The organism is Microbacterium sp. LWH7-1.2, assembly GCF_038397755.1.
Lineage (GTDB): Bacteria > Actinomycetota > Actinomycetes > Actinomycetales > Microbacteriaceae > Microbacterium.
Window position 1 is genome coordinate 2524049 of the sequence record NZ_CP151637.1, and the last position, 13526, is coordinate 2537574.

Below are 13526 nucleotides of genomic sequence, written 5' to 3' on the forward strand. Positions count from 1 at the left end.
ATCACTCCAATTCCGGACGGCCCGCTGCCGACCATTGTTCGTATAGTTCCCGCGTGGCGGGTGTCGGTGGCAGCACGTCGAGGATGGACGCGCCCCGGCGGATTTCCGCGGAGGCGAACACCTCGTAGTCCTCGGCATCCGCGGTGGCCTCGGCCACCGACTCCGCCAGGTGACGCGGGATGACCACCACACCTTCTGTGTCCCCGACGATGACGTCCCCTGGGTAGACGGCCACGCCCCCGCATCCGATCGGCTCTTCGAGTGCCACCGCGTGGAACGCGAGCGGCGTCGCCGGCCCCGCATTCGCGCGCTGGAACGCGGGAAGACCCGTCGCGCGGATACCCGCGGTGTCGCGAAATCCCCCGTCCGTCACAACACCCGCGGCTCCGCGCGTGCGCAGCCGAAGCGCCATCAGGTCTCCCATGGACGACGCCGCAGGGGACCCCTGCGCATCGATGACGAGAACGCCGGACTCGGGGCACTCCTCGATCGCTCGGCGGTGCAGGTTCTCCGGCTGCGCGTAGCTCGCCATCGAGTCCAGGTCCTCCCTCGAGGGGATGAACCGGAGAGTGTACGCCTCCCCCACCATCGACGGCTGACTGCTGTCCAACGGTGCGACGTCGCGCATCATCGTCCGACGCAGACCCCGCGCCAGCAGGATGTTGGCGATGGCCGGCGTGCTCGCGCTCGCGAGGATCGAGCGCGTTCGTTCATCGAGCAGCGCCGTCATCCGGTACCCGACCCCGTGCGTTTTACCGGGATGGACGCCCACTCCCGGAGCATCCATCCACCGTCGGGCGAGACCCACACCGCCAGGAATGCCAGGTCGAGCACGCGGCGCGCGCCGCCGATCTCCAGGTCGAGGACGACGCGTCCGCGGATGGTGGCCGTGTCGCCGAAGACCCACGCAGCGTGGCGCGTGAGGTCCACTCCGTGGTACCCGGTACGGCCGGACGCGATCGACTCCACGAAGGAGTCCTTCGCCTCCTCCACTCCCGAGGAATGGATGTATACGAAGTCGTCGTCGAGTAGCGATTCGAGGACGACGGCGTCTCCCGCCGCAAGGGCGTCGAGCCGCAGGTCGTCGCGCGCGATAAGCGCGGTGACGACGTCTTCCGAATCGGAGGTCATGCCGATCCCTGCCGTTCCGCGACGTAGGGCGTCGCCTGCGTCTGCCACGACAACGGAGGCGGCGTTCCCCAGCCGCCCAGCCCGGAGAGGGAGAGGGAGGACTTCAGCCAGCGTACCGGTTCGACTTCCAGGTCCATCGACTGGTAATGGTCGGTGAACAGTTCTACCCGGTGGCCGTCGGGATCGCGGAGATAGAGGAACGGCGCATTGCTCGGACCGAAGTGACGCTCCGGACCGTACTCGACGTTGGCGCCGAATCCGTTAGCGGCCGCCACATCCGCAGCCCGGAATAGTCCCGCGACTTCGGGGACGAGCACGCCGAAGTGATGCAGCTTAGGGCCGTCACCGGCGACGATGGCGACATCATGCGGGTTGCCCTTGCGCTGCATGAAGGCGAACAGCATCTCGGCGTCGTCGTCGTCCTCGACATACTCGGTCAGACGGAATCCCATGGACCCGTAGAACTGAGCAGTCACGGGCACGTCCCCGGTCAGGATCTGCACATGGTCGAATCGCTGGACCGCCGCACCCCGGAACAGGTCGTACCTCTCGGACAACCGGGGCGCCACGTCCATCGACGCGCAGAACTCGAGCGGGGTGCCTGCCGCATCCTCGGTGTGGAGGGTGCGTCCCTGGAAGGGCCGATCCACCCACTGCACGGGGGCCCCGACGGTGTACAGGTGATCCGCGAGATGGTCGAGGTCCCCATCCATCATGACCCGATAGCCGACGCGGGCACAGCCGATATCTCTTCCGGCCGTCAGGACCAGGCTGTGGTGCGCGGTCTCGCCCAGGCCCCGGAGATACAGCGTGTCCGAGTCCTGGCAGGTGAGGATGTAGCCCATCGTCTCGACCCAGAACGCCTGCGCCGCCGCGAGGTCGCTCACATGCAGAACGACATGGCTCGCCCGGGTGATGAGGAATCTCGGTCGGAGGTTGATGGTGGGAAGCATCACCGCAGAGCCGACCTGTTCGTGAGGATGCTGACGTCGTCGGGGTTGATGAGGTCGGGCACGGTCCAGCCGTCGAGATCGTACTCGTCCATCGCCGACTGCGCGAAGTCTTTGCAGTGCTGCAGGACACCCGTCGACATCGCGTCGAACAGTGCGAGCTGGCGGGTCGTGTCGTTGCTGCCGATGTAGTTGATCTCGTACAGCTCGTGCCGGGATCCGAACTCCGTGCCGATCGCGTCCCAGAGCAGCTTCATGACCTTCACCCGCTCTTCCGCGTCGATGCCGTGGCTCCCGCGCAGATACGTGTCGAGGTATCCGCGGATCTCCGCGGATTTGAAGTCACTGGTGTGCGAGTTCAGATAGATCAGCCCGCTCGCCACCACCTGCTCGATGATGTTCTTGATGATGGGCATCGCGATTTGATTGATCACCCGGTACGCGCCCACAGGGGCCGGATCCGGGAGCACCATGCCCTGATGCCAGTGCACGGCGCTCTTGGCCATGGCGTCGGAGAGCGCCCAGAAGGTGTTGCGCCATGCGATCACCTCGCCGAGCTGCGACTTCACTCCGTGAAACTCCCCGGCTCCGGTGATCTCAAGCGCCTTCGACAGCGCCCCCACCAGGAAATCCAGCTTCACTGCGAACCGTGTGCACCCGTGGAGCGCGGCGCGCTCGGCCTGGCCGGACTTGGCGGTGAACCTGTTCGCCTGCTCCAGGTCGTTGTGGATGAAGACGTCTTCCCAGGGAACGAAGACGTCGTCGAGCACGAGGATCGCGTCGTTCTCGTCGAGCCGGCTCGACAGCGGGTAGTCGAACGGGCTGCCCAGCACCGCCGCCCGGTACTCGTTCGACACCCGGCCTATCAGCTTCACCCCCGGCGCATTCGTCGGCACGATGAACACCGGCGCATACGCCGGATCCTGGACGGCCACCGGACCGATGTGTCCGACATAGATGTACTGCGTGAGGGCGGCTCCGGTGGCGACCACCTTCGCGCCCGACACGTAGATGCCCTCGGCGGTCTCCCGCGTCACGTGCATGAACACGTCCTTGCCCGCATCCGGGCCCGAATGCCGATCCACGGGAGGGTGGATGATGGCGTGTCCCATGAACCAGGTGCGCTCCTGCGCCTTCCGGTACCAGCGCTCGGCGTTCTGCTGGAAGCGGCCGAAGAACGCCGAGTTCGGACCTAGTGTGGCGAGGAAGTAGCTCTTGTAGTCGGGGGAGCGGCCCATCCATCCCCACCCGATCCGCTGCCACTCCGCGATCGCATCCCGAGACGCGACCTGCTCCTCGATCGATGACGGCGCCCGATAGAACCGATGCGTGAACCCACCCCACTCCGTCGGCACCGTCAGAGTGTCCTTGCGCAGCGGATCATGCAACGCGTCATACATCCGCGCGATCATCCGCGCCGAGTTCCGAAACGCCGGATGCTCCGCAACGTTCTCCACCCGCTCGCCGTAGATCCACACCTCACGCCCGTCATTCAGGCTCCGCAGATACTCCTCCCCCGTGAAAGGAACAAAGCTCTCCGCGGACCCCATCGCCTCCGTGGACACCAACGCATCTGTCATTCGAACTCTCCACTCCCGGCGAAACCGCCGCCCGCACACCCTCGGACCACACCAACCCGGCCCGTCGCGCCCATCATCACCAGAGCACCACCCCCTCCGAAACACCGATCCGCCCCACAACCCCGAAGTGTGCGCGCAACGGACGACACCCAACGCGAAATGGATCGCACCCCGAAGGGCGCTTCAGCAGACTCGTGACGATGATCGTCTTCCGCGACCCCGACACGGTGCCGCGCGACTTCGGTCCGTCGATCGTCGTCGTCGGCAAATTCGACGGCGTGCACGCCGGCCATCGCGCGATGATCGATCACGCCCGCGCACTCGGGGATCACCGGCGCGCGCAGATCGCCGCCGTTACTTTCGACCGCAATCCGCTGCGGACGCTCCGCCCCGAGTCCTGGCGAGGCGACCTAGTGACGCCCGAGCAGAAAGCCCGATTGCTGGCGGATGCGGGAGTGGATGCGACGCTGATGCTGCGGTTCGATCACGACCTCGCGGCCCTGTCTCCCGGCGAGTTCGTCGAGAGGTTCCTCGTCGAGGGGGTGCACGCGTCCCATGTCGTGGTGGGACACGACTTCCGTTTCGGAAAGGGCGGAGCGGGCGACGCGAAACTGCTGCGTCGCGCAGGAAGGACGTTCGGGTTCGGTGTCGACGTGATCGAGAACGTCCGAGTCGTGGGCGTTGACCGACGCGTGTCTTCGACCTGGATTCGGTCACTCGTGCGTCAAGGAGACGTGGATCTGGCCGGTCGCCTGCTCGGACGACCGCCATCGGTGTCCGGTGAGGTCTCGCGCGCGCGTCGGAGCGGCACCGAGTCTCGGTTCAGCGTCGCACAGCTGTCGACATCCATGGACGGCATTCCTCCGGCCGAGGGCGTCTATGCCGGTTGGCTCGTCGGCGGCTGCGCAACCTGGCCCCGCGGTGACGATCATCGCGCGGTGATCACCGTGAGCAACCCGAAGTCCGTTGCCGCATCCGGGGATGGCCCCGTGATCCGTGCTCGCGTGCGCGGCCAGGCCGCGGTCGACCTGCTCGGACAGCGGGTGGATGTGCGGTTCACGGAGCGTCTGACGGATGTACGGTCATCCGTTCCCTCGCCGTCCGGCCGCAGCACGTAGCGTGTCTGAGGGCGACTCACCGAACTTCTCCCGGTAGGCGGCGGCCATCCGGCCGAGGTGGGTGATGCCGTGCCGTGCCGCAACCGCGTACACGGACGTGTCTGCGGAACCGACGTAGAGATCCCGATACACGGCCTCGAGCCGGCGATTGCGCACGTAGGCGATCGGACTGACGCCCAGTTCCCGCTGGAAGCGAATCTGCAGGGCACGAATGCTCATATGCGTCGCGGAGGCGATGTCGAGCACGCCGATCGGAGAGTCGAGATGTGCGTCGATGAACTCGAGCGCGCCCCGCATCGACGGCACCGCCTCCACGTCGGCGGGTGCGTGCCCGTCGCCGCGCACGACCAGTAGCCCGTCGACGATCAGGTTCTCGAAGTAGCCGATCGCACTCGGCAGCGACAGCATGAAAGCGCCCGCGTCGAGGTCGGCGACGCCGGTACGCACCAACTCCATCCACGTGCGGCCGGCACCGTCGGTGACATCCAGCACACCGGGAAGGGCTCGGCCGAGCTCGTCCGCCCTTCCCGTCCCGGCGAACTCGTGCAGCCTCTGCTCTACTAGGGCCGGGGGAATCTTCACCAGCAACCGGGCGCAGTTCGCGCTGTACTGGAGGCGGCTGGTCACGTGGCCCGGTTCGGTGATGACGGCCGTGCCGACCTTCGCCTCGAGACGTTCACCGTCCCTCAAAATGCGCATGGAGCCCTGGAGGGGAATCTGCACGAGGTAATAGGGCTCGTAGGGAGACTGCAGGTGGATCGTGAGTTCCGCCCCGTAGTTGATGTAGAGGAGCGTGAGACCGCCGACGCGCACCGCGTTGTGGGTCAGATCCAGGTCCCCGCTGACGTCGACGACGCGGTGAAGGGAGAGCGTGCGAGCGACGCTCTGCTCGGCTTCCTGGACATGGCCGGTTCTCGCTCGCTGGTACGCAGCGAGCAACGGCGGCCCTGGATCTACGTGAGTGTTCATATCGCCATCTGTCTGGAGCCGGTGGGAGTCCGGACGGTGAGGCAGAGCTGCGCGAATGCGTGCGGAAAGGATAACCCCGCTGGATGAGAAGCACCACCGGGCGCTGGCCGCCGAGGCGAGGGGCCCCGCACCGAAGACGATGCGAAGCCCCTACGGCCGGATCCGTCGAGCCCTTACGCCTCGGTGAGGGCCGTCTTCTCGTCGGTGAACGCGGTACCGGTCCCCTCCGGCAGGATGCGGCGGAGGATCGGGTAGACCACGATCGTCGCCGCGAAAGAGGCAAGGAACCCGAGCGGCCAGATGTTCGCCACCATGAGGACGATGCCGAGCACCGCGGCGCCCACGAGTGTGATGATCCCCGCCCAGTTGAAGCTCTCGATCCGGTGCGTGCTCCTGTCGAACTTCCCTCGCCGGACGATGTAGTAGTCGGCGATCATCACCCCGCACAGGGAGAACGTAATCGCTCCGAGGTACGCCAGCCAGGCGACGAACGAACCCAGGATGCCGGCGCCGATCATGATCAGCGCGATGATGTTCCCGACGATGACCATGGCCGCCCGGGGCACTCGCCGGTTGGTGACGGTCTGGACGAGGTTCACCAGAGCGAGCGAGCCGCTGTATGCGTTCATCGCCTGCGCTTTGGCCTGTGCGGCGAAGATCGTCACGAATCCGAGCCACCCTGCGACGACGACGAAGAACGCGCCAGTGTTGCCCATCGCGTATCCGCCGGCCATCACTGCGGCCTCCTCGACGGTGAGGCCGGGCTGCTGCGCCATCAGGAACTGGATCATGGTGGGCATCGCCGCGACGACGACCACGGCGCCGAGGACACTCATGACCAGGCTCTGCACGGCAGGTCCGGATGCGGCGAGGATCGTCACGTCCCTGCGGGTGCGCGCGAAGCGAGCCATGTCGGTCGTCACCAAGGCGACCGCGGCTCCCGTGGCGCCGGCGAGGGCCACGACGGCCTCGATCTGAGCCCAGGCACCTCCGGGGACGATGCCTGGTGTGGTGAATACGGCCTCCCACGTCGCTCCGCCGGAGGTGAAGTTCTGAACGGCGACGATCACCGCGACGACGAGCGTGATGACGATGAGGATTCCCGAGGCGCGAAGGGCGAGCCTGAGGCCGAAGATGGCGAGCAGGATCCACGCGATCGTCAGGACGGCGTAGACACCGATCTTCGTGACCCAGGTGTCGTCCCAGCCGAAAGCCACGAGAGTTCCCTCGTAGAGGAGGGAGCTCTCCAGCGCTAGGAAGCCCAGGACCATGAAGGCGAAGATCCCGGCGGCGAGAGCCGACCCCCGGAACCCCAGGCCGAAGTAGCGGGCGGTGATGGTGCTGGAGACACCGGTCCGGTGCGCCATCCGTCCGAGGAGATCGCCGAGGATGAATCCCATCGCCCCGACGATGAGGCCTCCAATGAAGGCGTTCCAGAACCCGGCGAGGATGACCGAAAAGCCGGCGATGGCGAAGATCACGAGCGCGGTGACGACACCGATCGTGCTGAGCGAGAGCTGCCATCCGCTCTGTCGGTGCTCGGCGGGAACACTGACCAGCGCATGGTCTTCCGCGGTCTCCGCGAGGGTTCGCTTGGTCGGGGGCGTTGGCTGACGCGATGAAGCGTCGCCGGTGCCGTCGAGCGGCTTCCGAATGGGTGCGGACATGGTCCACCTCTCTTGCCTGGATGGTGCTTCTGGTGGGACTTCTTTCGGGTACCCCTGGACGTCATCGATCACAGGTGTTTAGCGGGACTCTAGGGACAGCGCCCTTCGGGGTGCGATCCATTTCGCGTTGGGTGTCGTCCGTTGCGCGCACACTTCGGGGTTGTGGGGCGGATCGGTGTTTCGGAGGGGGTGGTGCTCTGGTGATGATGGGCGCGACGGGCCGGGTTGGTGTGGTCCGAGGGTGTGCGGGCGGCGGTTTCGCCGGGAGTGGAGAGTTCGAATGACAGATGCGTTGGTGTCCACGGAGGCGATGGGGTCCGCGGAGAGCTTTGTTCCTTTCACGGGGGAGGAGTATCTGCGGAGCCTGAATGACGGGCGTGAGGTGTGGATCTACGGCGAGCGGGTGGAGAACGTTGCGGAGCATCCGGCGTTTCGGAACTCGGCGCGGATGATCGCGCGGATGTATGACGCGTTGCATGATCCGCTGCGCAAGGACACTCTGACGGTGCCGACGGAGTGGGGTGGGTTCACGCATCGGTTCTATCGGGCGCCGTCATCGATCGAGGAGCAGGTCGCGTCTCGGGATGCGATCGCGGAGTGGCAGCGGATCGGGTGGGGATGGATGGGCCGCTCCCCCGACTACAAGGGAGCCCTGCTCGCCACCCTCGGCGCCAACGCGCAGTTCTACCGCGGTTTCGAGGATAATGCGCGGCGCTGGTACCGCAAGGCGCAGGAGCGCACGTGGTTCATGAACCACGCCATCATGAACCCTCCCGTGGATCGGCATTCGGGCCCGGATGCGGGCAAGGACGTGTTCATGCACGTGACGCGGGAGACCGCCGAGGGCATCTACGTGTCGGGCGCGAAGGTGGTCGCCACCGGAGCCGCCCTCACCCACTATTCGCACATCGCGCACATCGGCCAGGTCGCGATCCAGGATCCGGCGTATGCGCCGGTGTTCATCGTGCCGACGAATGCGCCGGGGGTGAAGCTGATAGGCCGGGTGTCGAACGAGTACCGGGCGGCGGTGCTGGGCAGCCCGTTCGACTACCCGCTGTCGAGCCGGCTCGACGAGAACGACGCGATCCTCGTGCTCGACGACGTCTTCGTTCCCTGGGAAGACGTCTTCATCCACAACGATCTCGAGCGCGCGAATCGCTACGGCGTCGAATCAGGGATGCTTGAGCGTTCGTCGATCCACGGGTGCACACGGTTCGCAGTGAAGCTGGATTTCCTGGTGGGGGCGCTGTCGAAGGCGCTTGAGATCACCGGAGCCGGGGAGTTTCACGGAGTGAAGTCGCAGCTCGGCGAGGTGATCGCATGGCGCAACACCTTCTGGGCGCTCTCCGACGCCATGGCGAAGGGGGCTGTGGAGTGGAACGGGATGATCCTCCCCGACCGCGAAGCGGCCGGGGCATATCGCGTGCTGAATCAGATCGCGATGCCGAAGATCAAGAACATCATCGAGCAGGTGGTGGCGAGTGGGCTGATCTATCTGAACTCGCACACCAGTGACTTCAAATCCGCGGAGATCCGCGGATACCTCGACACGTATCTGCGCGGGAGCCACGGCATCGACGCGGAAGAGCGGGTGAAGGTCATGAAGCTGCTCTGGGACGCGATCGGCACGGAGTTCGGATCCCGGCACGAGCTGTACGAGATCAACTACATCGGCAGCAACGACGCCACACGGCAGACCAACTTGTTCTCGGCGATGGGAACGGGTCTGCTCGAGCGCTGCAGAGACTTCGCGCAGTCGGCGATGGACGAGTACGACCTCGACGGCTGGACCGTGCCCGACCTCATCAACCCCGACGACGTCAGCATCCTCACGAACAGGTCGGTGAACCGTGTCTGACATCGCGTGGAATCAGGAGATCTACGATTTCGCGGACCTCGCTCTCGCCGGGCACGAGCCGGAGGCGGCGGGAGAGTTCGACGTCCGCGCCTTCCGTCGGATGATGGGGGGCTTCGCGACCGGAGTGGTGGCGGTGACGTATGAGTCCGACGGGCAACTGTACGGAATGACCGCCAATTCGTTCACCTCGATCTCTTTGACCCCTCCGCTGGCGATGGTCTCGCTGATGCGGTCGTCCCGGTCGCTTCAGTACCTGCTGGATCGCCCGTTCGCGATCAACGTGCTCGCCGCAGTTCAACTCGACGTCGCGCTCCACTTCGCCCGCAAGGAGAACGGCGCAGAGCCGCTCTGGCTCACCGACGGCCGCGCGCCGCGACTGGCCGGCGCGGTGGCGACCATGCAATGCACGCCGTGGGCTGCGTACCCAGCGGGCGACCACATCCTCGTCCTCGGGCGGATCGCGGAGTTCGAGGACAATGAGGAGCTGGCTCCGCTGGTATACCAGCGCGGCTCGTGGACGGGCCTCACCGCTCGGACAGCGCAGACGGAGGCCACGACGTGAGTACGCTCGCCTCCTCGGTCGACTCCGTCGACGGACTCCGGGACTCGCTGGCGGGCCTCAGTCTTCTCTTTAGGTCGGAGGCCGACGAGAGCGATCGGATCCACCGCCCCACGCCCCTCGTCCAGCAGGCGCTTCGCAGGTCGGGCGTGCTCCGCCTCCTGCTCCCGAAGGAGTTCGGCGGCCTCGAAGCGAGCCCGCCCGTGATCGTTGAGGTCATCGAGACCATCGCCCATGCGGACGCATCCGTCGCGTGGCTCGTGCGCGCTCTGATCAGCGAGACGGCGGTCGCGGCGTCCCGGTTGACGTTCAGCACGGCTGCCGACCTGTTCAGCACGCCGGGGTCCGCGGTCATCGCGGGAGTGTCGCGGGGCGAGTCGGGCGTGGGCGCCCTCCTCGACGACGGGAGCGTGCGCATCAGCGGACGATGGCGATACGTGCCCGGCATCTCGATGGCGAGCCACGTCAACCTGCCAGTCCGCGTGCCCGGCGTCCCGACCCTCGTGTGCGTGGTTGCGCGTTCGGAGGTCACCGTCAACGACAACTGGGAGATGCTGGGACTGAGCGCCTCGGGCGCCTTCGACGTCGAGGCACGCGATGTGGTCGTGCCGGGCCATCTGACATTTCCGCGAGACGGTTCGTTCGTGTCCCGGGGAAACCACGTCGACCGGTTGGGTGCGCCGATCCTCGCCAGTATCAATCAGGCGGCATGGGCACAGGGGATCGCGCGTCGGCTGCTCGACGAGCTCGCGAGCTACGTGGAGCACCGGCCGCAGGGCAGGAGCGGTGTACTGCCCGAGGAGTTCTTCGTCGATTTCGCGCGCCACCACGCGCAGGTCCGGTCGAACCGCATCCTGCTCGAGGATTCGTTGCGCTCCGCCCAGGACGCCCTCGAAACTGGCAAGAAACTTCCGGACGAGGTCGAGACGATAATCCGACTGGCTGGAGGACTCTCGACGCAGTCGGCGGTCGACATCAGCCAGTTCGCCCACCGCTTCGCCGGCGTTCACATCGTGCGCAACGGTCCGCTTCAGCGCATCTTCCGGGACGCCCACACGGGCGCGCAACACCGGGGATCGAGCACAGCCGTGGCTCGCCACGCGGGGATGCTCCTCTCGGGGAGCCTCGCATCGGGGAGCGGCTGGTCGCGATTCGACGCGGTGCACACCTCCGGCCCGGACGCGGACGAGGTCGGGGAGTGAAGCTCGCGACGGTCCGAGTCGGTGAGACCACGACCGCCGCACGTGCGACGGAAGACGGATTCGCGCCGATCGAGGGGTATCCCGATCTCAGCACGCTCCTGCGGGATCCCGACTGGATGGACCGCGCACGTGCGGCAACGGTGGTTTACGAGTACGGGAATGCGGGTGAGGGGCTGGGCCTGCCACTGCCGACGCCTGGGAAGATCATCTGCGTCGGACACAACTACCGCGGTCACATCCTGGAACTCGGCCGGCAGCTGCCGACCCATCCGACCCTCTTCGCCAAGTTCCCGGAGACGCTGACCGGACCGGGCGAACCGATCGTGATTCCCGAAGAGGATCCCCAGACGGATTGGGAGGGCGAACTGGCGGTCGTCATCGGCGCGGAGGCATACCGGGTCCCGGTGGAGAGGGCGAGCGACGCGATCGGCGGATACACGATCGCCAACGATGTGTCGATGCGTGGATGGCAGAACCGCACGATCGAATGGCTGCAGGGCAAGATCTGGTACGGTTCGACGCCGCTCGGGCCCCTCATGGTCACCCCCGACGAGTTCGACGCGACCGACGCGTTCATCAGCACTCTCGTGAACGGCGAACGAGTGCAGCACCATGCCATCTCCGACATGGTGTTCTCCCCCGCCGCCCTCGTGTCCTACATCTCGACGATGCTGCCGCTGCATCCCGGCGACGTCATCCTCACCGGCACACCGGGCGGAGTAGGGCATGCGCGGACCCCTCCCGTGTACCTGCAACCTGGAGACCGCGTCGAGGTGACGATCGACGGGATCGGCACACTGTCCAACCTGATGGTGCGCGCCAACGAGGCGAAGCCGGTCTGACCCTGATCGTGCGCTACACGAGATGGAAGTACTGCTCGAGCCTCTGTACCGCCTGATCGGGACGCCCCGAGTCGAAGTACGGAGCCATGGTCTCCTGCCATCGGGTGTTCACATCGCGTCGTCCCATTTCGGCCACCGACATCTCATAGTCGGCTGTCTCGACATAGCCGACGACAAGTCCATCGTCCGGCCGGACGAAGAGGGAGAAATTCGTCCACCCGGTCTCTCGGAGCGCGTCGAGGACCTCCGGCCACACAGACGCGTGCACGGCGAGGTAGTCCGTCACCCGTTCGGGTTTGAGGTGCATCACGAAGCAGACTCGCTGCATCTTATCGGCGGTCGTGCCCTCGTCGGTCATGTCTCTGCTCTCTCTGACGTCGACTCGCCACCGCGGACGAGGGCGCGGATCGCCGCCACCCTTTCGTCGATGGCGGTCTGGGTGATGCGTGCCTCGGACGCCTCGTATTCGAAGCCGTGATAGCCGCGGGGAAGGAATCGGGCGGTGACCTCCACCCCGTCGGCTCCCAGGCGTGACGCGTACCGCCACCCCTCCTCCGGAGCGGGTCGGCGGAGGTGGTGAAGATGTAGGTCGGGAAGCCCCTCCAGCGAGGCGGCTCGCTCCGGCGCTGCACAAGAGTCCGCAGGCCCCGCGCCCAAGTACTCGGCCCAGCACGCGTCCAGATCGGCGCGCCGCAAGGGACCGGCATCGTCGTCCGCGGCGGTGTCGCTGAGCGCAGGGCTGATCAGCAATTGTCCGATGGGCTTCACTCCAGCATGGTCGCGGATGTACAGACACACCTCTTGCGGCGATGGTGGCGCCCGCGCTCGCCCCTGCGACAGCACCGGGCGGCCGCGGTCGACGACCGCTCGATGCACGGCGAGAGCATCCTGCACGGCGGCAGGGTAGGGTTCCTCTGGGGCGAGTCGGTAGTCCATTCCCCACCAGATCGACGCGCTGCTCGGCGAATCGTCGAAGCATCGGATCGTCCCCTTCAGGTTCCCCATAGACCCATCCTCGTACGGGCGATCTGGCAAGCCGACTTACCATCGTGAGAGCAGCCGGAGGTCCATCGCCCGAGATCGTCGAGGTGGAAGCAGCGGATGACCTAGACGTCGCGATTGTGCGCTACGAGGCCATTGCTGAGGAGCAGAGTCTGCAGCAGATCGAGGTCTCGAGGGTCGACCGGACGGTGGCCGGTCGGTACGAAGATTGCACCGCGATCGGCTATTCCGACGCGATGCGCGACTCCACAGCGCATGTGCGGGCTGAGCACGAATTCCACGGAACCATCTACGCGACGGATGATCACGCACTTGGGTATCTGCTCGCAACGGAGGCTCTCAAGGCGACCGGGATGGCCGGCGGCAGCTCCGACGGCAGCCAAGCCTGGGGAGGCTACCGTCGACGATGAGGACCTTTGGTTCGGCGGCCAGAGCGCGTCCGATCGCCACCATTTGCTGCTGCCCGCCGGAGAGCGATCCGGCGCGATTGTTGCGCAGTGGCGCGAGCAGCGGGATGAGTTCGAAGATGCGCTCCACCGCGCCCTTTCGCGCCGATGCCGGGCGGGTGAGTGCACCGAGTCGGATGTTCTCGGCGGTGGAGAGCGCAGGGAACACCTCACGCCCTTGCGGACACAACACGATTCCGTG

14 protein-coding genes are annotated in these 13526 nt (G+C 66.2%); 6 read left to right on the top strand and 8 right to left on the bottom strand.

Features of this window, described 5'->3' with window-relative positions:
* Position 1: 1 nt before the first annotated feature.
* From MRBLWH7_RS11795 to MRBLWH7_RS11810, 4 genes are all read right to left on the bottom strand, one after another.
* On the bottom strand, positions 2-730 hold the full coding sequence (locus MRBLWH7_RS11795; protein WP_341994659.1) for a ribonuclease activity regulator RraA: 729 nt from the start codon (positions 728-730) through the stop codon (positions 2-4).
* Complete coding sequence (locus tag MRBLWH7_RS11800) at positions 727-1131, bottom strand: nuclear transport factor 2 family protein (protein WP_341994661.1); 405 nt, start codon at positions 1129-1131, stop codon at positions 727-729. The genes MRBLWH7_RS11795 and MRBLWH7_RS11800 overlap by 4 nt, the downstream gene beginning before the upstream one ends.
* The gene (locus MRBLWH7_RS11805) at positions 1128-1976 is read right to left on the bottom strand and encodes a VOC family protein (protein ID WP_341994663.1); all 849 of its coding nucleotides are present in this window, start codon (positions 1974-1976) and stop codon (positions 1128-1130) included. Before MRBLWH7_RS11805 ends, MRBLWH7_RS11800 begins: the two co-directional genes overlap by 4 nt.
* A gap of 107 nt (positions 1977-2083) precedes the next feature.
* Positions 2084-3661, bottom strand: coding sequence for a 4-hydroxyphenylacetate 3-hydroxylase N-terminal domain-containing protein (locus MRBLWH7_RS11810; RefSeq protein ID WP_341994665.1), 1578 nt, complete (start codon positions 3659-3661; stop codon positions 2084-2086).
* 200 nt (positions 3662-3861) lie between these two features.
* Between MRBLWH7_RS11810 and MRBLWH7_RS11815 the strand changes: the two genes are divergently transcribed.
* Entirely contained in the window at positions 3862-4779 is a 918-nt protein-coding gene (locus MRBLWH7_RS11815) for an adenylyltransferase/cytidyltransferase family protein (protein ID WP_341994667.1), read from the top strand.
* Here the strand turns inward: MRBLWH7_RS11815 and MRBLWH7_RS11820 are convergent.
* The gene (locus MRBLWH7_RS11820; protein WP_341994669.1) at positions 4744-5748 is read right to left on the bottom strand and encodes an AraC family transcriptional regulator; all 1005 of its coding nucleotides are present in this window, start codon (positions 5746-5748) and stop codon (positions 4744-4746) included. The genes MRBLWH7_RS11815 and MRBLWH7_RS11820 overlap by 36 nt on opposite strands.
* A gap of 173 nt (positions 5749-5921) precedes the next feature.
* Positions 5922-7415, bottom strand: coding sequence for a cytosine permease (locus tag MRBLWH7_RS11825; protein ID WP_341994671.1), 1494 nt, complete (start codon positions 7413-7415; stop codon positions 5922-5924).
* A 280-nt stretch (positions 7416-7695) separates the two neighbouring features.
* Here MRBLWH7_RS11825 and MRBLWH7_RS11830 point away from each other — a divergent pair, with 280 nt between their 5' ends.
* From MRBLWH7_RS11830 to MRBLWH7_RS11845, 4 genes are read left to right on the top strand one after another with little or no spacing between them, the layout of a single operon-like run.
* A complete protein-coding gene (locus tag MRBLWH7_RS11830; RefSeq protein WP_341994673.1) occupies positions 7696-9273 on the top strand; it encodes a 4-hydroxyphenylacetate 3-hydroxylase N-terminal domain-containing protein in 1578 nt (525 codons plus the stop codon).
* Complete coding sequence (locus MRBLWH7_RS11835; protein WP_341994675.1) at positions 9266-9835, top strand: flavin reductase family protein; 570 nt, start codon at positions 9266-9268, stop codon at positions 9833-9835. Before MRBLWH7_RS11830 ends, MRBLWH7_RS11835 begins: the two co-directional genes overlap by 8 nt.
* Positions 9832-11034, top strand: a complete 1203-nt coding sequence (locus MRBLWH7_RS11840; protein ID WP_341994681.1) for a hypothetical protein — start codon at positions 9832-9834, stop codon at positions 11032-11034. The genes MRBLWH7_RS11835 and MRBLWH7_RS11840 overlap by 4 nt, the downstream gene beginning before the upstream one ends.
* Positions 11031-11876, top strand: a complete 846-nt coding sequence (locus MRBLWH7_RS11845) for a fumarylacetoacetate hydrolase family protein (RefSeq protein ID WP_341994683.1) — start codon at positions 11031-11033, stop codon at positions 11874-11876. The genes MRBLWH7_RS11840 and MRBLWH7_RS11845 overlap by 4 nt, the downstream gene beginning before the upstream one ends.
* A gap of 13 nt (positions 11877-11889) precedes the next feature.
* Here MRBLWH7_RS11845 and MRBLWH7_RS11850 read toward each other — a convergent pair whose 3' ends face one another.
* The gene (locus tag MRBLWH7_RS11850) at positions 11890-12234 is read right to left on the bottom strand and encodes an L-rhamnose mutarotase (RefSeq protein WP_341994686.1); all 345 of its coding nucleotides are present in this window, start codon (positions 12232-12234) and stop codon (positions 11890-11892) included.
* Positions 12231-12881: an alpha/beta hydrolase fold domain-containing protein gene (locus MRBLWH7_RS11855; protein WP_341994689.1), complete on the bottom strand. Its 651-nt coding sequence runs from the start codon at positions 12879-12881 to the stop codon at positions 12231-12233. Before MRBLWH7_RS11855 ends, MRBLWH7_RS11850 begins: the two co-directional genes overlap by 4 nt.
* 44 nt (positions 12882-12925) lie before the next feature.
* Here MRBLWH7_RS11855 and MRBLWH7_RS11860 point away from each other — a divergent pair, with 44 nt between their 5' ends.
* A complete protein-coding gene (locus MRBLWH7_RS11860; RefSeq protein WP_341994692.1) occupies positions 12926-13288 on the top strand; it encodes a hypothetical protein in 363 nt (120 codons plus the stop codon).
* Positions 13289-13526: the final 238 nt, after the last annotated feature.

Bases quoted from the DNA above. Each gene is read 5' to 3' on its own strand.
- MRBLWH7_RS11795 (WP_341994659.1), bottom strand. From the start codon at position 730: ATGACGGCGCTGCTCGATGAACGAACGCGCTCGATCCTCGCGAGCGCG.
- MRBLWH7_RS11800 (WP_341994661.1), bottom strand. From the start codon at position 1,131: ATGACCTCCGATTCGGAAGACGTCGTCACCGCGCTTATCGCGCGCGAC.
- MRBLWH7_RS11805 (WP_341994663.1), bottom strand. From the start codon at position 1,976: ATGGGCTACATCCTCACCTGCCAGGACTCGGACACGCTGTATCTCCGG.
- MRBLWH7_RS11810 (WP_341994665.1), bottom strand. From the start codon at position 3,661: ATGACAGATGCGTTGGTGTCCACGGAGGCGATGGGGTCCGCGGAGAGC.
- MRBLWH7_RS11815 (WP_341994667.1), top strand. From the start codon at position 3,862: ATGATCGTCTTCCGCGACCCCGACACGGTGCCGCGCGACTTCGGTCCG.
- MRBLWH7_RS11820 (WP_341994669.1), bottom strand. From the start codon at position 5,748: ATGAACACTCACGTAGATCCAGGGCCGCCGTTGCTCGCTGCGTACCAG.
- MRBLWH7_RS11825 (WP_341994671.1), bottom strand. From the start codon at position 7,415: ATGTCCGCACCCATTCGGAAGCCGCTCGACGGCACCGGCGACGCTTCA.
- MRBLWH7_RS11830 (WP_341994673.1), top strand. From the start codon at position 7,696: ATGACAGATGCGTTGGTGTCCACGGAGGCGATGGGGTCCGCGGAGAGC.
- MRBLWH7_RS11850 (WP_341994686.1), bottom strand. From the start codon at position 12,234: ATGACCGACGAGGGCACGACCGCCGATAAGATGCAGCGAGTCTGCTTC.
- MRBLWH7_RS11855 (WP_341994689.1), bottom strand. From the start codon at position 12,881: ATGGGGAACCTGAAGGGGACGATCCGATGCTTCGACGATTCGCCGAGC.